The organism is Streptomyces sp. NPDC059166 (assembly GCF_042755185.1).
GTDB lineage: Bacteria > Actinomycetota > Actinomycetes > Streptomycetales > Streptomycetaceae > Streptomyces.
In genome coordinates, this window is the sequence record NZ_JBHZCI010000055.1 from 1 (window position 1) to 21,762 (window position 21,762).

Annotated in this window: 16 protein-coding genes; 11 read left to right on the forward strand and 5 right to left on the reverse strand. The window is 69.8% G+C overall.

Annotated features, from left to right (window positions below; all coding sequences use genetic code 11):
• Window positions 1-99: 99 nt before the first annotated feature.
• The 4 genes from ACFXOA_RS29420 to ACFXOA_RS29435 form a co-directional block, all read right to left on the reverse strand.
• Window positions 100-744 carry a dihydrofolate reductase family protein gene (locus ACFXOA_RS29420; protein WP_385034730.1) on the reverse strand — a complete coding sequence of 215 codons (645 nt, stop codon included), beginning with the start codon at window positions 742-744 and terminating at the stop codon, window positions 100-102.
• A 156-nt stretch (window positions 745-900) separates the two neighbouring features.
• Window positions 901-1,410 (reverse strand): hypothetical protein, encoded by a 510-nt coding sequence (locus ACFXOA_RS29425; protein WP_385034732.1) that lies wholly within the window; start codon window positions 1,408-1,410, stop codon window positions 901-903.
• Window positions 1,407-2,495: a MerR family transcriptional regulator gene (locus tag ACFXOA_RS29430; RefSeq protein WP_385034734.1), complete on the reverse strand. Its 1,089-nt coding sequence runs from the start codon at window positions 2,493-2,495 to the stop codon at window positions 1,407-1,409. The genes ACFXOA_RS29425 and ACFXOA_RS29430 overlap by 4 nt, the downstream gene beginning before the upstream one ends.
• A gap of 59 nt (window positions 2,496-2,554) precedes the next feature.
• Entirely contained in the window at window positions 2,555-5,182 is a 2,628-nt protein-coding gene (locus ACFXOA_RS29435; RefSeq protein WP_385034736.1) for a SpoIIE family protein phosphatase, read from the reverse strand.
• A gap of 402 nt (window positions 5,183-5,584) precedes the next feature.
• On the opposite strand from ACFXOA_RS29435, the gene ACFXOA_RS29440 reads away from it, so the two are divergent.
• The 11 genes from ACFXOA_RS29440 (at window position 5,585) to ACFXOA_RS29490 (ending at window position 20,805) form a co-directional block, all read left to right on the forward strand.
• Window positions 5,585-11,020, forward strand: a complete 5,436-nt coding sequence (locus tag ACFXOA_RS29440) for a HAMP domain-containing protein (protein ID WP_385034738.1) — start codon at window positions 5,585-5,587, stop codon at window positions 11,018-11,020.
• A gap of 244 nt (window positions 11,021-11,264) precedes the next feature.
• The gene (locus tag ACFXOA_RS29445; protein ID WP_385034740.1) at window positions 11,265-11,948 is read left to right on the forward strand and encodes a two-component system response regulator; all 684 of its coding nucleotides are present in this window, start codon (window positions 11,265-11,267) and stop codon (window positions 11,946-11,948) included.
• A gap of 111 nt (window positions 11,949-12,059) precedes the next feature.
• Window positions 12,060-14,816, forward strand: a complete 2,757-nt coding sequence (locus ACFXOA_RS29450) for a DNA translocase FtsK (RefSeq protein WP_385034742.1) — start codon at window positions 12,060-12,062, stop codon at window positions 14,814-14,816.
• A gap of 213 nt (window positions 14,817-15,029) precedes the next feature.
• Window positions 15,030-15,830: a helix-turn-helix domain-containing protein gene (locus tag ACFXOA_RS29455; RefSeq protein ID WP_385034744.1), complete on the forward strand. Its 801-nt coding sequence runs from the start codon at window positions 15,030-15,032 to the stop codon at window positions 15,828-15,830.
• 168 nt (window positions 15,831-15,998) lie between these two features.
• Window positions 15,999-17,477 (forward strand): 30S ribosomal protein S12 methylthiotransferase RimO, encoded by a 1,479-nt coding sequence (gene rimO, locus ACFXOA_RS29460; protein WP_385034746.1) that lies wholly within the window; start codon window positions 15,999-16,001, stop codon window positions 17,475-17,477.
• Window positions 17,474-18,295, forward strand: a complete 822-nt coding sequence (gene pgsA / locus ACFXOA_RS29465) for a CDP-diacylglycerol--glycerol-3-phosphate 3-phosphatidyltransferase (RefSeq protein ID WP_385034748.1) — start codon at window positions 17,474-17,476, stop codon at window positions 18,293-18,295. Before rimO ends, pgsA begins: the two co-directional genes overlap by 4 nt.
• On the forward strand, window positions 18,292-18,804 hold the full coding sequence (locus ACFXOA_RS29470; RefSeq protein WP_385034750.1) for a CinA family protein: 513 nt from the start codon (window positions 18,292-18,294) through the stop codon (window positions 18,802-18,804). Before pgsA ends, ACFXOA_RS29470 begins: the two co-directional genes overlap by 4 nt.
• A 109-nt stretch (window positions 18,805-18,913) precedes the next feature.
• Window positions 18,914-19,297 (forward strand): helix-turn-helix domain-containing protein, encoded by a 384-nt coding sequence (locus ACFXOA_RS29475; RefSeq protein WP_014153702.1) that lies wholly within the window; start codon window positions 18,914-18,916, stop codon window positions 19,295-19,297.
• 225 nt (window positions 19,298-19,522) lie between these two features.
• Entirely contained in the window at window positions 19,523-19,993 is a 471-nt protein-coding gene (locus ACFXOA_RS29480) for a Dps family protein (RefSeq protein ID WP_385034752.1), read from the forward strand.
• Between the two features lie 66 nt (window positions 19,994-20,059).
• The gene (locus ACFXOA_RS29485; protein ID WP_385034754.1) at window positions 20,060-20,254 is read left to right on the forward strand and encodes a CsbD family protein; all 195 of its coding nucleotides are present in this window, start codon (window positions 20,060-20,062) and stop codon (window positions 20,252-20,254) included.
• 320 nt (window positions 20,255-20,574) lie between these two features.
• Complete coding sequence (locus ACFXOA_RS29490; protein WP_385034756.1) at window positions 20,575-20,805, forward strand: hypothetical protein; 231 nt, start codon at window positions 20,575-20,577, stop codon at window positions 20,803-20,805.
• Window positions 20,806-20,935: 130 nt separating this feature from the next.
• Here the strand turns inward: ACFXOA_RS29490 and ACFXOA_RS29495 are convergent, their stop codons facing one another.
• Window positions 20,936-21,742 (reverse strand): Fpg/Nei family DNA glycosylase, encoded by an 807-nt coding sequence (locus tag ACFXOA_RS29495; RefSeq protein ID WP_385034757.1) that lies wholly within the window; start codon window positions 21,740-21,742, stop codon window positions 20,936-20,938.
• Window positions 21,743-21,762 lie beyond the last annotated feature (20 nt).

Sequence of the window (21,762 nt, forward strand, 5' to 3'; positions counted from 1 at the left end):
GTAGAGCGTCTCCATGGTAAGGAGAAGGTCTGCGGTTCGATTCCGCATTGGGGCTCGGTAGAGAAGGGCCCCCGCCACTGGCGGGGGCCCTTCTTCTTGTCACTTTCGCCAGAACAGGTGGTGCACCACACCGCTGGGACTGGGCACGACGTCCAGGTGGAATCGGTCGCGCAGCTCATCCGGTGAGTCCCAGAGGCGCAGGCCGGATTCCAGCTTCACGGGGGAGACCGCGACATGCAGGGTGTCGACCAGGTCGGCGTCGAGGAACTGGCGGATGGTGGTGACGCCTCCGCCGAGCCGGACGTCCTTGCCGTCGGCCGCCTCACGTGCCTGGGCCAGAATCTCAGCCGGCTCGCCGCCGACGAAGTGGAACGTCGTGTCGGACAGGGTGAACGAAGGGCGTTCATGGTGCGTCATGACGAACACGGGGGTGTGGAACGGAGGCTCATCGCCCCACCAGCCCCGCCACTCCTCGTCAGCCCAGGGGCCGCGCTGGGGGCCGAACTTGTTGCGGCCCATGATCTCAGCGCCGATGTTGTGTGCGAAGTCCCGCGTCAGATAGTCGTCGAGGCCCCGGCTGCCCCCGGGATCCGTGCGATTGGGCCAGCTCGCCGTGGCGCCGGCCCACGAGAACAGCCTCCCGGGATCGACATGACCGAAGGGCCTCTCGAGCGTCTGGTCCTCGCCGGCACCGATGCCGTCGCTCGACACGTTGAAGTTCTGGACTTTCAGCAGTTGAGTCATGTGGTCCTCCTCAGATCGACGAGCACAGATGAGACCGCTCGAGCCGGACGAACTCATCGGTCCGACCGGCGACGGGCGGCCGCGCCGTCATCGAAGGCCCCTCGCGCCGGTGTCACCCCGACACACGAGTGGGCCGGCCTGCGCTCGCACAGCTTGTCAGGAGGAGGCGGAAGGCGCCGAGGCTCGCCGTGTCCGGTCCTTCCTGGCGATGGCTTCGGTGACCCCGCGGATCGCGCCACGGATCAGGTCGCCGTAGGCGTCACGCGGCAGGTCCGGGGCCAGAGCGGCGGCAGCCGTGATGTGCTCGGTCGCGGCGTCGAACGAACCGAGCCGCCGGTAGCAGTCTGCGAGATTGAGGTGCAGGGAAGGGTAGAACCCGGCAATGCGGAGCCCTGCGTGGTGGTCCTGGACGCGCTGCTCGGTCACGGCGTCTGCCGCGTCCAGGGCGCGTATGTCCCAGGTCAGAGCCTGGGCGGCGTCCTCGTACAGATCCGCGAGGTAGTGGGCGAGCGAACAGCGGTGCAGCGGGTCTCCGGTGACACCGATCTCGGACCACAGGCCCAGCAGTTCCTCTCTGGCGGCCTCGGTCTCACCGGCCCGTCCTCGTGAGACGGAGCGCCCGATGGCTTCCATGGTCGGGTCCGGGCGGGAAGGGGCCGGGGTCATGAACCGTTCTCCTCGTTCAGGTCAGCCGGGGGGCTGACGGGCATGGCCAGGGTGGTGAGGTCACCGCGGTCGGCGGAGCGGACCGTGACGGGCTGGTCGTGCCCGCGCAGGTCGAGCAGCACGTCGGGGCCGATCGCGGTACTCACGGCGGGATGGAGCGTGGTCACCTCGAACCAGACCCTCAGAGCCCTGCCCGTCACGGTGGCGCGGACGGGGCTCTCCGGCTCCTCGTCATCCGTCGGCAGGACGTACAAGCCCTCCCGGCCGAAGCGGAACCCGACGCGCTCGCCGGGATGCTCTTCCACGGCTCGCAGGAGCACATCCTTCGAGACCGTCGCGCGGGTGGTGACCTCACCCAGCGAGGCGAGCAGCAGCCGATGGTCGGGAAAGGCCCCGGGTACGGAGCGGCAGTGCCTGTCGTCCCCGTCGGCCATGCGGAACCAGAGGCCGTCCGGGACCGCCTCCAGCCGCACCGTCGGGCTGCGGCGGCTCGCCGCGGCAGCGGCGCGCAGCTCCTGGCCGTCCACCGTGCCGTCCCACGTCCTCGCAGGCGGCTCGGCCGGGACGAGGGTCCGGGTGGAGAGCCGGTAACGGTCCGTTCCCGTCAGGGTGAGTTCCTCGGAACTCACCTCGATACGCAGACCGGTCAGCGCCGGGATCCCGGTCCCGTGCGCGGATGCCGTCAGGACCTGCTCGACCGCGTCGGCCAGCACGGGCCCCCTCACCACCGTGAGCGGGTGACGCGGCACCCGCCCCAGCACCGACTTGACGGCCGCCGCCTTCCGCCGCACGGTCGCGGCGTCCTGGACGACCTTCGCCACATGGGCGTCGAGGATCCGGGATGCCTCGTCCCCGCCGGAGTCGAGCACCGCCTCGACGGAGGCGAGGGGCATGGCGAGCTCGCGCAGCCGGCGCAGCATGACCGCCCGCCCCACCTGACCGGCCCCGTAGTAGCGGTAGCCCGACCCGGGGTCCACCCTGGCAGGTGGCAGCAGTCCGGAGTCCGCGTAGAAGCGCAGCGCGCTGGAGGTCAGCCCGCTGCGTTCGGCGAAGGCCCCGATCGGCATCAACTCTTCGTGTGGCACCGGCTCATCATCGGGCTTCGACCAACCTGAAGGTCAACACCGGCCGCACACAGCGGCTCTCAGACGTTGTGCGGCTCCGGTACGCGCATGGCCAGGATGGCCATGTCGTCGGACGCGGGCTCGGCCGCGAAGCGTTCGACGGCACGCAGGATGCGTCCCGCGACGGCACCGGCCGTCAGGCCCGTGCAGACGGCCAGGACATCGGCCAGGCCGTCGTCCCCCAGCATGCGGGCCCCCTCGCGGCGTTCGGTCACGCCGTCCGTCACACACAGCAGCACGTCCCCGGGCTCCAGGGTGAGCTCCTGCTCGTACAGCTCCAGGTCCTCGATGACGCCCAGCAGGGGCTGCGGTTCGGCCGCCGGCTCCACCGAGCCGTCCTGGCGCAGGCGCAGGGGGAGAGGATGACCCGCGCACACCACCTTCAGGAGGGCGCTGCCGTCCTCCTGGGGCCAGAGCTCCCCGTAGAGCAGGGTGAGGAACCGGCTGCGGGCCCCCTCGTCGAGGATCGCCGCGTTGAGGCGCTCCAGGACGGCCGGCCCACCGAAGCCCTCGCGGGCGAGCAGGCGCAGCGCGTGCCGGGCCAGGCCCGTGACGGCTGCCGCCTCCGGGCCCGTACCGCAGACGTCTCCGATGGCGAAGCCGTAGGCACCGTCGCGGATGGGGAACACGTCGTAGAAGTCGCCACCGACCTCGTTGCCCTCGCCGGCAGCGCGGTAGATGACCTCGATCTCGACATTGGGGACGTCGGGAAGCCCGGGCGGAAGAAGGCTTCGCTGGAGAGACTGGCTGATCGCCATGCGCTCCGAGTACAGGCGGGCGTTGTCGAGGGCGAGGGCCGCCCGCCGGGACAGGTCCTCGGCGAGCTCCAGGATCTCCTGGCGGAAGTGCTCGTCCGACGGCTTCCCGAGCGTGAGCATGCCGATCACGCGGTTCCGGGCCACCAGAGGCAGGACCACGGTCTCACCGCCCACAGCCGCCGCGGTGGCCAGCGTGGTGCGGGCGGCGGTCCCCATGCTGAGGGGGACGTCGCTGCCGAGCGTGCGCTTGGAGATGCTGAGCGCCGCCCGGTGACCGGCCTCCGCGGGAGCTGGCCAGATGCGGGCACCCGGGGCGGGAACGGGGTCCGGAGGGCTGACGGTGGCGAGGAGGGCCTTCAGACCGTCGATGCGCTCCTCGTCCTCGTGGAGCACGTAGGAGAGGTACGGCTCCGACGACTGGTCCGCGATCGTGTAGACGGCGCACCAGGTGGCCAGGGTGGGGACGGTCATCTGCGCCATCAGCGCCAGCGTCTGGTCCCGGTCGAGGGTGCCCGCCAGCAGGTCGGACGCTTCGACGAGGAAGGACAGCGAACCGCGCCGAAGCCGCTCCAGCTCGCCCAGCCTGGCCGACTCGACGGCCAGGGCGATGCGGTCGGCGGAGAACTGGAGCCGCAGCGCCTCCTCGTTGGAGTAGCGCCCCGCCGCCTCCGCCGCGACGCCGAGGGAGCCGGTGAGGCGTCCCTCGACCTTCAGCGGGACGGTCACGACGGAACGCATCCCGGTGTCCACCAGCAGCGGTACCGCGCCCGGCACCACGGTGAGGTCCTCGTGGACCGCGGGCATGCGGGCGGAGCCGTAGCGTCCGGTGCCGGCCTCGACCGGTACCCGCGCGAAACGCTGGCGGGCGGAGGGGAGGCCCGTCGTCGCCCGGACCTCCAGTTCGGTCTCGTCGTCCGTGGCCAGGAGCAGGAAGGCCGCGTCCGCGTCGAGCATGTCGCGGGCACGTTCCACCGTGCGCTGCAGCAGACCGTCCAGGTCGTCGGGTGCGGGGGAGCCGATGAAGATCTCGAACGGGTCCGAGCTGCGGTTCTCGGCCGAGGCGTCCGAGACGGGGGCGCGCACCGGGGTCTGGAGGACGGCACGCTCGTAGTCGCGCACGAGGAGGCAGACCGTCGATGGTTCGCCGTCCGCGTCGCGGACTCTCAGATGGGACGCGTAGACGGGGATGACCCGGCCGTCGGCGCCGCGGATGCCGTAACTGCCCTCCCAGCGGGAGAGCTGCAGCGCGTCCGCGATGCCGGTGCTGGTGCCCGGTGTGTGCGGCCACGCCACGAAATCGGTCAGCTGCTTGCCGTCGACCTGTTCGGCGGCGTAACCGAAGAGGAAGGCCGCGTCGTCGTTCCAGGCCGCGATGGCGCCGTCGCCGTCGATCTGCACGACGGCGACCCGGACCCTCTGGTCGGCGACCGGCAACAGTGCCGTGGGCAGCACCGGGCTCGCCGAGCGGATGCCCACGGGGCGTTCGGGAAGGTCCAGCTGGAACCAGACGTGTTTGTGCGTGGGGGTGTACTCGACACCCCAGCGGGCGGCGAGCGCCGCGCAGAGGAGCAGGCCGCGCCCGCCCTCACGGTCGGGGCTGCCGAAGTCCAGGCCGGAACTCTGGAGCGGGATCTCGCGCTCCGGGTAGTGGTCGGACACCTCGACGCGCACGCCGTCCTCGGTGCGCAGGCACAGGACGTCCGCCGCCGTGCCCGCGTGCACGACCGCGTTGGTCACGAGCTCACTGGTCAGGACGACGGCGTCGTCAACCACGTCCGTGTATCCCCACCCCTGGAGGGTGTCGCGGACGAATGCGCGGGCGGTCGCGACCGAGCGTCCGACCGGATCGAAGGTGGCAGCCGCGCGCGCGGTGATCACAGCACTCCCCATTTGGTGTCTCGTCGCTTCCCCGAGTCCTGTGCCCGTATTTCGCCGCTTCGATTCGCCTGCCAGGCTAGACGCTCGCCGGGAGTCCCGGGTACACGAGGGCAGACTTGGGTACGTTGCGCACGCGACGGTCGTGCGCCCGGCGCACAACTATGGGTCTCCCGGTGAGGGAAATGGGATGACCATGAGACCTTCCTCGCTCTGCCGTTCCGGCCTGGTACGTTTCAACGATTTGACGACCGCATGGTCACCCGAAGACGGTGTGCTGTGGCGGTGAGCCAAAGTGGAAGTGGGCAAGCTTCCGACAACGGCCCGAGCGATACGGTCAACCCCTGCGGGAGGGACACGGTGGAGTCTGGCGTGGCGGCGCGGGGTTCAGGAACGCGCACAAAAGGCGGGCAGTCCGTGAAAAAGCAGCGCAATGGAACCGTCGAGGTCGACGCGGCAGCTCTGAACAGACTGCTCTCGGGTCTCGTGGCGATGCGCGACGGGAACTTCCGCAGGCGGCTCACCGTCTCCGGTGACGGCGTACTCACGGAGATCGCGGCGGTTTTCAACGAGGTGGCGGACCGCAATCTCCACCTGACGGGAGAGCTCGCCCGGGTGCGCCGGGTGGTGGGGCGGGAGGGCAAGCTCACCGAGCGGCTGGAGACCGGTGCGTGCGAGGGCTCCTGGGCGGCGGCGATCGACGCCTCCAACGAGCTCGTCGACGACCTGGCGCGGCCGGTGTCCGAAGTCGGACGAGTGCTCTCCGCCGTCGCCGACGGTGACCTGGAACAGCGGATGGAACTGCGCACCCACGCGGCGGACGAGACCGTACGCCCGCTGCGCGGCGAGTTCCTGAAGGTCGCGCGCACGGTCAACAACCTCGTCGACCAGCTGTCGGCCTTCACCGAGCAGGTGACGCGCGTCGCCGTCGAGGTGGGCACCGAGGGCAAGCTGGGCGGCCAGGCCCAGGTGCGCGGGATGTCCGGGTCCTGGAAGGACCTGACGGACTCCGTCAACACCATGGCGTACCGGCTCACCGCCCAGGTGCGGGACATCGCCCTCGTGACCACGGCCGTGGCCAAGGGTGATCTGTCGCGCAAGGTCACCGTCCATGTGGCCGGTGAGATGCTCCAGCTGAAGAACACCGTCAACACGATGGTCGACCAGCTGTCGTCCTTCTCCTCCGAGGTGACCCGGGTCGCCCGTGAGGTGGGCACCGAGGGCGAACTCGGCGGGCAGGCGACGGTGCCCGGGGTGGCCGGGGTCTGGAAGGACCTGACGGACTCCGTCAACACCATGGCAGGAAACCTCACCTCCCAGGTGCGAGGGATCGCCGAGGTGACGACGGCGGTCGCCAACGGCGACCTGTCCCAGAAGGTCACCGTCAGCGCGCGGGGCGAGGTCGCCCAGCTCGCCGAGACGATCAACCAGATGACCGAGACGCTGCGTACGTTCGCCGACGAGGTGACCCGGGTGGCGAGCGAGGTCGGCGGAGAGGGCCTGCTGGGCGGCCAGGCCCAGGTTCCCGGTGCCGCCGGTACGTGGAAGGACCTCACCGACTCGGTGAACACGGTCTTCCGCAACCTGACGACCCAGGTGCGCGACATCGCGCAGGTGACCACGGCCGTGGCCAGCGGTGACATGACCCAGAAGGTCACCGTCGACGTGGCCGGCGAGATGCTGGAGCTGAAGAACACCGTCAACACGATGGTGGACCAGCTCCAGGCCTTCGGTTCCGAGGTGACCCGGGTCGCCCGAGAGGTCGGGGTCGAGGGCCGTCTCGGCGGCCAGGCGGAGGTGCCGGGGGCCGCGGGGACGTGGAAGGACCTCACCGACTCGGTGAACACCGCCTTCCGCAACCTGACCGGACAGGTGCGTGACATCGCGCAGGTGACGACCGCGGTCGCCAACGGCGACCTGTCGCAGAAGGTCACCGTCGACGTGGCCGGCGAGATGCTGGAGCTGAAGAACACCGTCAACACGATGGTGGCGCAGCTGTCCAACTTCGCCGACCAGGTGACCCGGATGGCGCGTGACGTGGGCACGGAGGGCCGCCTGGGCGGTCAGGCGCGCGTCGACGGAGTCTCCGGGACCTGGAAGGAGCTCACCGACTCCGTCAACTTCATGGCCGGCAACCTCACCTCCCAGGTGCGTCAGATCGCACAGGTGACGACGGCGGTGGCGCGGGGTGACCTGTCGCAGAAGATCGACGTGGACGCCCGGGGCGAGATCCTGGAGCTGAAGAACACCATCAACACGATGGTCGACCAGCTCTCCGCCTTCGCGGACCAGGTGACCCGGGTCGCGCGCGAGGTGGGCACGGACGGCCGGCTCGGCGGTCAGGCCCAGGTGCCCGGCGTGGCCGGGGTGTGGCGCGATCTGACGGACTCCGTGAACGGCATGGCCGGGAACCTCACCGCCCAGGTCCGCAACATCGCGCAGGTCGCCACGGCGGTGGCGCGGGGTGACCTGTCGCAGAAGATCGACGTGGACGCCCGCGGCGAGATCCTGGAGCTGAAGAACACCCTCAACACGATGGTCGACCAGTTGTCGAACTTCGCGGAGCAGGTGACCCGCGTGGCCCGTGAGGTGGGTACGGAGGGCATCCTCGGCGGCCAGGCCGAGGTGCAGGGCGTCTCCGGCACGTGGAAGGACCTCACCCAGTCCGTCAACGGGATGGCCAACAACCTCACCCTCCAGGTGCGCAACATCGCCGAGGTGACCACGGCAGTCGCCAAGGGCGATCTCTCCAAGAAGATCACCGTCGACGCCAAGGGCGAGATCCTCGAACTGGTCACGACCGTCAACACGATGGTCGACCAGCTGCTCAACTTCGCCGACGAGGTGACCAGGGTCGCGCGTGAGGTGGGTACCGAGGGCATCCTCGGCGGCCAGGCCCGGGTGCGTGGCGCGACCGGCATCTGGAAGGACCTCAGCGACAACGTCAACCTGATGGCCAACAACCTGACCAGCCAGGTGCGCAACATCTCAAGGGTGTCCTCCGCGGTCGCCAACGGCGACCTGACGAAGAAGGTGACCGTCGAAGCGCGTGGCGAGGTCGCCGAACTCGCCGACACCGTCAACACGATGGTGACGACCCTGTCCTCGTTCGCCGACGAGGTCACCCGTGTCGCGCGCGAGGTGGGCACCGAGGGTGAACTGGGCGGCCAGGCGCGCGTGCCAGGCGTCTCGGGCACCTGGAAGGACCTCACGGAGTCGGTGAACTCCATGGCGTCCAACCTGACCGGGCAGGTGCGCCAGATCGCCACGGTCACCACGGCCATCGCCAAGGGCGACCTGACCAGGAAGATCGACATCGACGCCCAGGGCGAGATCCTGGAGCTGAAGAACACCATCAACACCATGGTCGACCAGCTGTCCTCGTTCGCCGAGCAGGTGACGCGGGTCGCCCGCGAGGTGGGCACCGAGGGCCAGTTGGGTGGCCAGGCGCGGGTGCGGAACGTCGACGGCACCTGGCGCGACCTCACCGAGTCGGTGAACGAGATGGCCGGCAACCTGACCCGCCAGGTGCGCGCCATCGCGGCCGTCGCGACCGCGGTGACCCGCGGTGATCTCAACCTCAAGATCGACGTCGACGCGGCCGGCGAGATCCAGGTGCTGCAGGACAACATCAACACCATGATCGCCAACCTGCGGGACACCACGCTCGCCAACAAGGAGCAGGACTGGCTCAAGGGCAACCTCGCACGCATCTCCGGTCTGATGCAGGGCCGCCGCGACCTCGACGACGTCGCCTCGCTGATCATGAGCGAACTGACCCCGGTCGTCTCGGCGCAGCACGGGGCGTTCTTCCTCGCCATGTCCACGGGTGACGGGGACGAGGTCGGGTCCGACACCGGGAAGGACAGTTCCTACGAGCTGCGGATGCGCGGCAGTTACGGCTATTCGGCGGGCTCCATGCCCACCTCGTTCAGGCCCGGCGAGACGCTCATCGGTACGGCGGCCGAGGAGAAGCGGACGATCCAGGTGGACAACGTGCCGCCGGGCTACCTGAAGATCTCCTCCGGTCTGGGCGAGGCGCCGCCCGCCCATGTGATCGTGCTGCCCGTGCTCTTCGAGGGGCAGGTGCTCGGTGTGATCGAGCTGGCCTCGTTCCAGCCGTTCACGCACATCCAGAGGGACTTCCTCAACCAGCTCGCCGAGATGATCGCCACGAGCGTCAACACCATCAGCGTCAACACCAAGACGGAGAAGCTCCTCGAGCAGTCCCAGGAGCTCACCGAGCAGCTCCGCGACCGCTCCCAGGAGCTGGAGAACCGGCAGAAGGCCCTTCAGGCGTCCAACGCCGAACTGGAGGAGAAGGCCGAGCTGCTGGCCCAGCAGAACCGCGACATCGAGGTCAAGAACACCGAGATCGAGGAGGCGCGTCAGGTCCTCGAGGAGCGTGCCGAACAGCTGGCCGTCTCGATGCGCTACAAGTCCGAGTTCCTGGCCAACATGTCGCACGAGCTGCGCACTCCGCTCAACTCCCTGCTCATCCTGGCCAAGCTGCTCGCGGACAACGCGGAGGGGAACCTCTCGCCGAAGCAGGTGGAGTTCGCCGAGACGATCCACGGGGCGGGGTCGGACCTGCTCCAGCTGATCAACGACATCCTCGACCTGTCCAAGGTCGAGGCGGGCAAGATGGACGTCAGCCCCACCCGGATCGCCCTGGTGCAGCTGGTCGACTACGTCGAGGCGACGTTCCGGCCGCTGACCGCGGAGAAGGGGCTCGACTTCTCCGTACGGGTGTCGCCGGAGCTCCCCGCCACGCTCCACACCGACGAGCAGAGGCTGCTGCAGGTGCTGCGCAACCTCCTGTCCAACGCGGTGAAGTTCACCGACAGCGGTGCCGTGGAGCTGGTGATCAGGCCGGCCGGGGCGGACGTCCCGAACTCCATCAGGGAACACCTGCTGGAGGCGGGTTCGCTGCGTGACGCCGACGGCGACCTGATCGCCTTCTCCGTGACGGACACCGGGATCGGTATCGCCTCCAGCAAGATGCTGGTGATCTTCGAGGCGTTCAAGCAGGCCGACGGCACGACCAGCCGCAAGTACGGCGGGACGGGCCTCGGCCTCTCCATCAGCCGGGAGATCGCCCGGCTGCTGGGCGGTGAGATCCACGCCGCGAGCGAACCGGGGCGTGGCTCGACCTTCACGCTGTATCTGCCGCTGCACCCGAGCGAGTTGCCCCCGCAGGGCTACCCGCAGACCGGGCCCGGACCCATCGAGGTGCACGGTGCCTCCGGTGAGGGAGCCCTCCACCTGGAGGCCCCGCACGACAGCGCCCAGGTGCCCCTGGGCGACCCCGCGGGCTCCGCGGGCGTGTTCAGGCGGCGGCGCAAGGCCCTCGGAGGGGCGGCCAGGCGGCCGGCCCTGGAGAACGGCGGTCAGGCCGAGCCGGCGGCGCCCGCCGGGCACGAGGAGTGGGTCCAGGGCGGCCAGGAGGAGCCCGAACCGCGCAGGACCTTCCGCTTCCAGGGGGAGAAGGTCCTGATCGTCGACGACGACATCCGCAACGTGTTCGCCCTCACCAGCGTGCTGGAGCAGCACGGGCTGTCGGTGCTGTACGCGGAGAACGGGCGCGAGGGCATCGAGGTGCTGGAGCAGCACGACGATGTGACCATCGTCCTGATGGACATCATGATGCCGGAGATGGACGGTTACGCGACGACGACGGCGATCCGTCGGATGCCGCAGTTCGCAGGGCTCCCGATCGTCGCACTGACCGCCAAGGCGATGAAGGGCGACCGCGAGAAGGCGATCGACTGCGGAGCCTCCGACTACGTGACCAAGCCGGTCGATTCGGATCACCTGCTGTCGGTGATGGAGAACTGGATGAGCGGGGAGTGACAGGCCGCGGAGGTGACCTCCGGGATCCGGCGGCCGGTCGTCCCCGCGGGGGTGTGGCCGGGCGGATTCCGGGGAACCTTCTGGTCTTCGACCGCGTTCTCGCTGTGTGCACAGTGACATCGCGGTGACAGGGTGTGGTGATGGGCGGGGTGCGGCTACCATGACCGGCACAAGGACGGACGGCGTAAGGGAGTCGTCCCCTGGGGCGGCACCCGGTGCGATTCCGGGGCGAGGAGGGCGGGCCATGGTGCAGAAGGCCAAGATCCTCCTGGTCGATGACCGGCCGGAGAATCTGCTGGCGCTGGAGGCCATCCTCTCTGCGCTCGATCAGACACTGGTACGGGCATCGTCTGGGGAGGAGGCGCTCAAGGCGCTGCTCACGGACGATTTCGCGGTCATCCTGCTGGATGTACAGATGCCCGGCATGGATGGGTTCGAGACCGCTGCGCACATCAAGCGACGGGAGCGGACACGGGACATCCCGATCATCTTCCTGACCGCGATCAACCACGGACCGCACCACACCTTCCGGGGTTACGCGGCGGGCGCGGTGGACTACATCTCGAAGCCGTTCGACCCCTGGGTGCTGCGCGCCAAGGTCTCGGTCTTCGTCGAGCTGTACATGAAGAACTGCCAGTTGCGTGAACAGGCGGCGCTTCTGCGGCTCCAGCTCGAGGGCGGCGGTGTGGACCACGGCGCCCAGGAGAAGGAGCCCGCGGGGCTGCTCGCCGAGCTCTCGGCGAGACTCGCCGCCGTGGAGGAGCAGGCGGAGGCCCTCTCCAAGCAGCTGGACGACGAGTCGGCGGACGCAGCGGCCGTGGCCACCGCGGCCCATCTCGAGCGCAAGCTGACCGGGCTGCGCCGCGCGCTCGACGCGCTGGAGCCCGGTGCGGGCGGCTCGGCTGCCGCGCTTCCCTCGCAGGGCTGACCCCCGCGCCACTGAGGGGGCGTCAGTTCCGTACCCGGGCAAGGGCGACACGGACGGGTGAAGCCGTGGGCACACGTGTCCACCGACGTCGGCACCGGTAACCTCAGTCACATGGCCTCACGTACGTCCGGCAAGGGTTCCCTGGGTGCGGCGGGCACCGCCAAGCGTGCCGGCCGTACCCAGGGACCGGCGAAGAAAGCCGCACCCGCCAAGAAGGCGGCGGCGAAGAAGACCGTGCCCGCGAAGAAGACGGCCGCGAAGAAGGCCGCCCCCAGGCCCGCACCGTCCCCCACGGGGGGCGTGTACCGGCTGGTCCGGGCTCTGTGGCTGGGTACCGCCCACGGCGTGGGCGCGGTCTTCCGCTCCATAGGGCGCGGTGCGAAGGGACTTGACCCGGCACACCGCAAGGACGGTCTCGCCCTGCTGCTGCTGGGCCTCGCGCTCGTCGTCGCCGCGGGCACCTGGTCGCATCTGAAGGGCCCCGTCGGCGATCTCGTCGAGATGCTCGTGACCGGCGCCTTCGGGCGTCTCGACCTGCTCGTACCGATACTGCTGGGCGCCGTCGCCGTACGGCTCATCCTCTATCCGGAGAAGCCCGAGGCCAACGGCCGTATCGTCATCGGCCTCTCCGCCCTCGTCATCGGGGTGCTCGGACAGGTCCACATCGCCTGCGGTTCCCCCGGCAGGGACGACGGCACCGCCGCACTCCAGGACGCGGGCGGACTCATCGGCTGGGCCGCCTCCCAGCCCCTGGTGTTCACGATGGGCGAGGTGCTGGCCGTTCCGCTGCTCCTGCTGCTGACGGTCTTCGGACTCCTCGTCGTCACCGCCACCCCGGTCAACGCCATCCCCAGAAGGCTGCGCCAGCTCGGGGTCAGGCTCGGCATCGTCGACCCCGTGCACGAACCCGGCGAGGAGTTCGGGGACGACGACGAGCGGTACGACGAGCAGTGGCGCGAAGCCCCGCCGGAGCGGTCACGGCGCACCTCCGGACGCCGGTCCGGGGCGGACGGCCCCTACGACCCGGACCAGGCCGAGGGCGATGCGCTCGCCAAGCGGCGGCGTCCGCGCAGGCCGTCCGCACAGCCCGCCATGAACCGCACCCTGGACGCCGTCGACGTGGCCGCGGCCGCCGCGGCGGCGCTCGACGGCGCCGTACTCAACGGCATGCCCCCCTCGCCGGTCGTCGCGGATCTGACCCAGGGGGTCTCCGCCGAGCGTGAGCGCACCGGCACACCGGTGCCCGGGGCCAGGACGGCGGAGAAGGCAGGCCGGGGCGGCGCGGACCGGGAGACGGACTCCGGGACCGGTGGCGTGCCGGACCTGACGAAGCCCGCACCGGAGCCGTCGCAGTCGCTGCCCGCCCGGGCCGAGCAGCTTCAGCTCTCCGGGGACATCACCTACGCGCTGCCCTCCCTGGACCTTCTGGAGCGGGGCGGCCCGGGCAAGACGCGCAGCGCCGCCAACGACGCGGTGGTCGCCTCGCTCACCAACGTCTTCACCGAGTTCAAGGTCGATGCCCGGGTCACCGGCTTCACCCGCGGTCCGACGGTGACCAGGTACGAGGTGGAGCTCGGCCCCGCTGTGAAGGTCGAGCGGATCACCGCCCTCACCAAGAACATCGCCTACGCGGTGGCGAGCCCGGACGTCCGGATCATCTCGCCGATCCCCGGGAAGTCCGCCGTCGGCATCGAGATCCCCAACTCCGACCGGGAGATGGTCAACCTCGGCGACGTCCTGCGTCTCGCGGACGCGGCCGAGGACGACCACCCCATGCTGGTCGCGCTCGGCAAGAACGTCGAGGGCGGCTACGAGATGGCCAACCTCGCGAAGATGCCGCACGTCCTGGTCGCAGGTGCGACCGGTTCCGGCAAGTCCTCCTGCATCAACTGCCTGATCACCTCGATCATGGTGCGGGCGACCCCCGAGGACGTCCGCATGGTGCTCGTCGACCCCAAGCGGGTGGAGCTCACCGCGTACGAGGGCATCCCGCACCTGATCACGCCCATCATCACCAATCCGAAGAAGGCCGCCGAGGCGCTCCAGTGGGTCGTGCGGGAGATGGACCTGCGCTACGACGACCTCGCGGCCTACGGCTACCGGCACATCGACGACTTCAACCACGCGGTGCGCAACGGCAAGGCCAAGGCGCCCGAGGGCAGCGAGCGGGAGCTGTCGCCCTACCCGTATCTGCTGGTCATCGTCGACGAGCTGGCGGACCTCATGATGGTGGCCCCGCGTGACGTCGAGGACTCCATCGTCCGCATCACCCAGCTGGCGCGCGCGGCCGGCATCCACCTGGTGCTCGCCACACAGCGGCCCTCCGTCGACGTGGTGACAGGTCTGATCAAGGCCAACGTGCCCTCCCGGCTCGCCTTCGCGACGTCCTCGCTCGCCGACAGCCGGGTCATCCTCGACCAGCCGGGTGCCGAGAAGCTGATCGGGAAGGGCGACGGGCTGTTCCTGCCGATGGGCGCGAACAAGCCGACCCGCATGCAGGGGGCCTTCGTCACCGAGGACGAGGTCGCGGCCGTCGTCCAGCACTGCAAGGACCAGATGGCTCCGGTCTTCCGCGAGGACGTGGTGGCCGGCACGAAGCAGAAGAAGGAGATCGACGAAGACATCGGGGACGACCTCGACCTGCTGTGCCAGGCGGCCGAGCTGGTCGTGTCCACCCAGTTCGGGTCGACCTCGATGCTCCAGCGCAAGCTCCGGGTGGGCTTCGCGAAGGCCGGACGGCTGATGGACCTGATGGAGTCCCGCAACATCGTGGGTCCCAGCGAGGGATCCAAGGCGCGCGATGTCATGGTGAAACCGGACGAACTGGACGGTGTGTTGGCCGTCATTCGTGGGGAAACCGCTTCGTAGGGCTGTTGCGGGCAACCGTTTCGCCCGGCCGTACGTCAAGTTGAAAGGAGGAGCGGCACGATGCTCCGTCCTGCTCTCCGTCCTCCGTCCTGCCCGAGGGGCTGTCCGGCGAACCCGATGGCGTACAAAGTCGTCGCTCCCGGTTGCCCCACCCTTTCGTACCACCCCTAGACTGAACATCCAGCAGGTGGCTCACGCTCGAAAGGCGCCCCCGTGTCCATCGGCAACTCCCCCGAAGACGACCGGCCTTCGATCGGTCGCGCGCTTCAGCAGGCTCGTATCGCCGCAGGTCTGACGGTCGAGGAAGTCAGCAGCTCCACCCGGGTGCGCATCCCCATCGTGCACGCGATCGAGGAGGACGACTTCTCCCGCTGCGGCGGCGACGTCTACGCACGCGGCCACATCCGTATGCTCGCCCGCGCCGTCCGGCTCGACCCCGATCCACTGATCGAGGAATTCGACGCCGAGCACGGCGGCCGTCCCGCGCCCACCCCCGCGGCGCCGCTGTTCGAAGCCGAGCGGATCCGCTCGGAACCCCGCCGGCCCAACTGGACGGCGGCCATGGTCGCCGCGATCGTGGCCGTCGTCGGGTTCGTGGGCTTCACGCTCTTCAGCGGCGACGACGACGGGTCGGGCTCGGCGCAGGTCGCCGAGGGCTCGACACCCGACAAGTCCACCCCCACACCCACCGCCAGCAAGCCGGCCGACCCCAAGCCCGCTCCCTCCGAGAGCGCCATCGCGGCCGCTCCCCGGGACAAGGTGACGGTGCGGCTGAGCGCCACCGAGGGCAAGAGCTGGATCTCGGCCAAGGACCACAACGGACGGCTGCTCTTCGACGGGCTGCTGAACGACGGCGACTCCAAGACCTTCCAGGACAAGGAGCGCATCGATCTCGTCCTCGGCGACGCCGGGGCGATCGATCTCTTCGTGAACGGCAAGAAGGTCGACGACGAGTTCGAGTCCGGTCAGGTCGAGCGGCTCTCGTACACCAAGGGTGACCCCGAGGTCGGCTGACCCCCGCTCCGACTCCTCTCCCTCGGCGAGTGCCCGGCGATCCTGCCGGGCACTCGCCGAGGTCGTGCGGGCAGCCCTCACCTCCGTTCCACCCACTGTTTCGTCACTCCCCGTAGCGGTGAACCCTGCACGGCAGCGGCGGTGCCGGGACAAAGTAGTCTTGAGCCCATGCCCGAACGCCGTACCGTCGCCCTTGTCACTCTCGGATGCGCCCGTAACGAGGTGGACTCGGAAGAGCTCGCAGGCCGCTTGGCAGCGGACGGCTGGGAGCTCGTCGAGAACGCCACGGACGCGGATGTCGCCGTCGTCAACACCTGTGGATTCGTCGAGGCCGCCAAGAAGGACTCCGTCGACGCCCTGCTCGAAGCAAATGATCTGAAGGACCACGGCAGAACCCAGGCCGTCGTGGCCGTCGGCTGCATGGCCGAGCGCTACGGCAAGGACCTCGCCGAGGCGCTGCCGGAGGCGGACGGAGTCCTCGGATTCGACGACTACGCCGACATCTCCGACCGTCTGCAGACCATCCTCAGCGGAGGCGTCCACGCCTCCCACACGCCCCGCGACCGGCGCAAGCTGCTGCCGATCAGCCCGGCCGAGCGGCAGGATGCCGCCGTCTCGCTGCCGGGGCACGCGCAGGAGGCCGCTCCGGCCCCCGCGGACCTGCCGGAGGGGATCGCCCCCCTGTCGGGGCCGCGGGCACCTCTGCGCCGCAGGCTCGGGACCAGCCCGGTCGCCTCGGTGAAGCTCGCCTCGGGCTGTGACCGGCGCTGCACCTTCTGCGCCATCCCGTCCTTCCGCGGCTCCTTCATCTCCAGGCGCCCCTCCGACGTCCTCCAGGAGACGCGCTGGCTCGCCGAGCAGGGCGTCAAGGAGGTCATGCTGGTCTCGGAGAACAACACCTCCTACGGCAAGGACCTCGGGGACATCCGGCTGCTGGAGACCCTGCTCCCCGAGCTCGCGGACGTCGACGGGATCGAGCGCATCCGTGTCAGCTACCTGCAGCCTGCGGAGATGCGGCCGGGACTGATCGACGTGCTCACCTCGACGCCCAAGGTCGCGCCGTACTTCGACCTGTCCTTCCAGCACTCCGCTCCCGGTGTCCTGAGGGCGATGCGGAGGTTCGGCGACACGGACCGCTTCCTCGAGCTTCTGGACACCATCCGGAGCAAGGCGCCGCAGGCAGGTGCGCGCTCCAACTTCATCGTCGGCTTCCCCGGTGAGACCGAGGCGGATCTCGCGGAGCTGGAACGCTTCCTCACCGGTGCGCGGCTCGACGCGATCGGTGTCTTCGGATACTCCGACGAGGAGGGGACGGAGGCGGTGGGGTACGAGAACAAGCTGGACGCCGACGTCATCGCCGAGCGCCTCGCCCACATCTCGCAGCTCGCCGAGGAGCTGACCTCACAGCGTGCCGAGGAGCGCGTCGGCGAATCGCTCCAGGTGCTCGTCGAGTCGGTGGAGGACGACGGGGACGGCCCCGTCGCCGTGGGCAGAGCCGCGCACCAGGCGCCGGAAACGGACGGCCAGGTCGTCTTCACCACACGCGAAGGGCTCGTGCCGGGCCGTATGGTCGAAGCGAAGGCAGTGGGCACCGAGGGAGTGGACCTCGTGGCCGAACACCACGAGCTCGCGGAGGCAGCCAGATGACGGGAGCCCCGGCATCCGCGGCAGGCGGCACCGGCGCCACGCCGGCGTCCCGCGGCGGCAAGCTGGGTGCGGCCGCCGTCCACCAGGCCGGTCTGTGGAACATCGCCAACATCCTCACGATGGTGCGGCTGGTCCTGGTGCCGGGCTTCGTCCTCCTGCTCCTGCACGACGGCGGCTACGACCCGGTCTGGCGTTCGTTCGCCTGGGCCGCCTTCGCCGTCGCGATGATCACGGACGTCTTCGACGGCCATCTCGCGCGTACGTACAACCTCGTCACCGACTTCGGGAAGATCGCCGACCCGATAGCCGACAAGGCGATCATGGGCGCGGCGTTGATCTGTCTCTCGGTGCTGGGGGACCTGCCGTGGTGGATCACGGGTGTGATCCTCTTCCGTGAGCTGGGCATCACGCTGATGCGCTTCTGGGTCATCAGGCACTCGGTCATTCCGGCCAGCCGGGGTGGAAAGCTCAAGACCCTCGCCCAGGGCATCGCCGTGGGCATGTACGTCCTCGCGCTCACGGGTCCGCTGGCCACGCTGCGCTTCTGGGTGATGATGGCGGCCGTGGTGCTGACGGTCGTCACCGGCCTCGACTACGTGCGCCAGGCGGTCGTCCTGCGCCGGCGAGGGCTCGCCGCCGAGCGGGCGGCCGCCCTGGAGGCCGTGGCGGCGGCCGCGGACTCCTCCGGTGCGACCACCGGAGGCGAGTGTGCCGCGGAGTCCGTTGACGGGACGTCCACGGACCTCGTGGAGCCGCTGGGCGGACAGATCGGCGGCGGGGTCGCCGGAGGCCGGGGGACGGCGGAGGCCGAGCGGTGACGTCCGGGGCGGCCCATGTGCTGCGGCGGCTTGAGGGGCGCGGTGAGACGCTCGCCGTCGCCGAGTCCCTCACCGGCGGGCTGGTGGCCGCCGAGCTCACCTCCGTACCCGGGGCATCGCGGGTCTTCCGCGGGTCCGTCACGGCCTACGCCACTGCGCTCAAGCGGGAGGTGCTGGGCGTGGACGGCGCGCTCCTCGCCGAACGCGGAGCCGTGGACCCCGACGTCGCACAGGGGATGGCCGCAGGCGTACGGCGTGTCCTCGCCGCGGACTGGGGGGTGTCGACGACCGGGGTCGCGGGTCCGGAACCGCAGGACGGCAAGCCCGTGGGCACGGTCTACATAGCCGTGGCCGGGCCGGGCGGCGTGGAGAAAGTCGCCGAGCTGAGGTTGAACGGCGGCCGGGCGGACATCCGTAAGGAGAGTGTGCGGAGCCTGCTCGAGCTGCTCTCCGGCGAACTCGGCGAAAATGCGAGGGCACAGGATACGGAACACAACGGGGGGAATTGATGTTTGCAGCCCTGAGTGAACACGACATCGCTCCCCGCACGGCCGCAGCGCAAGGCGGTACGGTGGGGCGTGAAGGATGCGGCTACGCGGTCCGAGGAGGGAGCCACCGATGATTCTGCTCCGTCGCCTGCTTGGTGACGTGCTGCGTCGGCAGCGCCAGCGCCAAGGCCGTACTCTGCGCGAAGTCTCCTCGTCCGCCCGAGTCTCGCTCGGCTATCTCTCCGAGGTGGAGCGGGGGCAGAAGGAGGCATCCTCCGAGCTGCTCTCCGCCATTTGCGACGCGCTGGACGTACGGATGTCCGAGCTCATGCGTGAAGTGAGCGATGAACTGTCCCTGGCTGAGCTGGCCGAGTCGGCGGCAGCCAGTGATGCGGTGCCTGTACCAGTACGTCCGATGCTCAACTCCGTCTCCGTCGCGTCGGTCGCCGGCGTGCCGACCGGACGGGTGACCATCAAGGCGCCCGCGGAAGCGGTGGATGTGGTCGCCGCCTGACCGCACGCTTCGTGCTGTACGGAGCCCCGGTCGGCCCATGAGGGCCGACCGGGGCTTTTGCGTGATTCGTGGTGTGTGCGGAGCGCGTTGCAGGGCAGGCGCAACGTGAGGCCGGTTGAAGGCTCTCCTGGAGGGAGCCCATCCGAATGACCGTTTTGCATCATTTGTGCAATCGTGGACGGGTGGTAGGCCCCACAGCTAGCGGCTATCCGAACGGAGAATTGCATGTCTGTCGTCAAGAGCGCGCTTACCGAGGGCGACCGGAAGGTCGTGGGTGACGCACTGCAGGGCGCCCTGGTGGATCTGGTGGACCTTTCTCTCGTGGCCAAGCAGGTCCACTGGAACGTCGTCGGCCCCCGCTTCCGCTCCGTCCACCTGCAGCTCGACGAGGTCGTCGACACGGCGCGACAGCACTCGGACACGGTCGCGGAGCGGGCTTCGGCGATCGGAGTCAACCCGGACGGACGGTCCAGGACCCTGGCGAAGGCCACGGCCATCGACTCCGTGCCTGACGGCTGGATCAAGGACGTGGACGCGGTACGGGTGCTGGTCGACGCCCTGCGCGTGGTTATCGACCGCATGCGGGAGCGGATCGAGGCGACCGCCGACCCGGACCCCGTCAGCCAGGACATCCTGATCACGCTGACGGCCGACCTCGAGAAGCACGCGTGGATGTTCCAGGCCGAGAGCGCCTGACCTTCGGCTACGACAGGGATCCGGCGGCGGGCCCACCGTGCCGGACGGTTGAGTGAGGAGTACGCGATGAGCGACGACAAGGCCATGGACAAGCTCAAGGGCAAGGCCAAGGAAGCGACGGGCAAGCTCACGGGTGACCGTCGCAAGGAGTCCGAGGGCAAGACCGACCAGACCAAGGCCAAGGCCGAGGAGGCCCTGGGCGGCGCCGGTGAGCGCGCCAAGGGCGTGAAGGACTCCCTGACGGACAAGGACAAGCACTAGAGTCCCCGGCCGGCTCGATCCGGCCACCGTGTGCCCCCGGGCGGAGGTTTCCGCAGCCCGGGGCACACGTGTGCCCTGGGGCTCCGGTGGGTGGGAGCGGCGCCGCCGGGGGCGGGAGGCCGAGGCGGAGCGCGGCCCGGATGCAGAGGTCGCCACCCCGGGGGAGACTGCCCGGAAGGGCCGGGTGCCACCTTTCACGACAGCGGCCCGGGAGAGGGCGCGTACCGTCGCTCCGTCCGCGTGACGCACGCCCCTCGCACATCGGTACGCCCTCCCGTCGGGTGATCGTGCCGTACTAGCGTCGGCCTTAGGAGGCAGCCATGGTGCGGCGATGGGGGCCGGCGTTCGCCCTGGGCGGTGTGTGGTGGTGGGCGGTGCTCAGGCTGCTGGTCGAGCCGGAGCGGGCCGGGCTGATAGAAGGCGCGGTGGCGGCCGGCGGATGGGGGCTGAGTCTCCTGCCCGTCCACGTCACCGCGGCGTCGAGATCCGGCGAACCGGCCGCGGAGCCGGAGACGGATCGTGAGACCGATCGTGGGAACATATCCCCTTGACCGTCGCCTCCCGCTCCCGCCCTTTGTTCTTCCCGAGCGCTCCCCACCGCGCTCCAGGCCCCTCGGGCCGCCGGAACGCGCGACCGAGCCCGGCCTGTGGAGCCGGCGCCGTGCCCCTGACCGGACGGTCTCAGCTGGTGGGCCCGGACTGGCAGCGGGGACACCAGTAGGTGGGGCGGTCGTCCCGTTCGGCCGTACGGATGAGGGTTCCGCAGCGCAGACACGGGCGGCCCGCGCGCCCGTAGACGAAGAGCCGATCCCGCGATCCGCCCGCGGCGAGAGCGGCCGTCGCACGGGTGGTCGTTCGCATCGGACGGTCCCGGTTGGCCTCCAGGAGCTGCTTGGCCGTGCTGACCAGGAGCGTGGGCACGGGAGGCTCCAGCTCACCCACGGGCAGCCATGGTGTCGCACGGGCCATGAAACAGAGCTCGCACATGTAGACGTTGCCGATGCCGGCGAGATTGCGCTGGTCGAGCAGCGCGTCCCCGATCCGGCGCCCCGGGTCGGCCAGAAGGTTACGCAGCGCGGTGTCCGGGTCCCAGTCCGCTCCCAGGAGGTCGGGTCCGAGATGGCCGACCACCCGGGTCTCGTCGCGGGTACGCAGCAGTTCGAGTACCGGCAGACGGTAGCCGACGGCTGTCCGTTCCCTGTTGCCGAGCACGGCACGGATCTGATGGTCGGGCCCTCCCCGCCGCCGTTCGCCGGGGCCGTAGACCCGCCAGGCTCCGTCCATGCGGAGGTGGCTGTGGAGAGTGAGGCCACCCTCGAAGCGGGTGAGCAGATGCTTGCCGCGCGACGAGACGCCCAGCACACTCCTCCCGGTCAGATCGGCGGTGGCGAAGCGCGGCACCCGCAGGTCGAAGACCGTCAGTACACGGCCGGCCAGAGCGGCATCGAGACGCCGGGCCGTCTGCAGGACGGTGTCACCTTCGGGCATGACTCCATGATGCTCGGAAC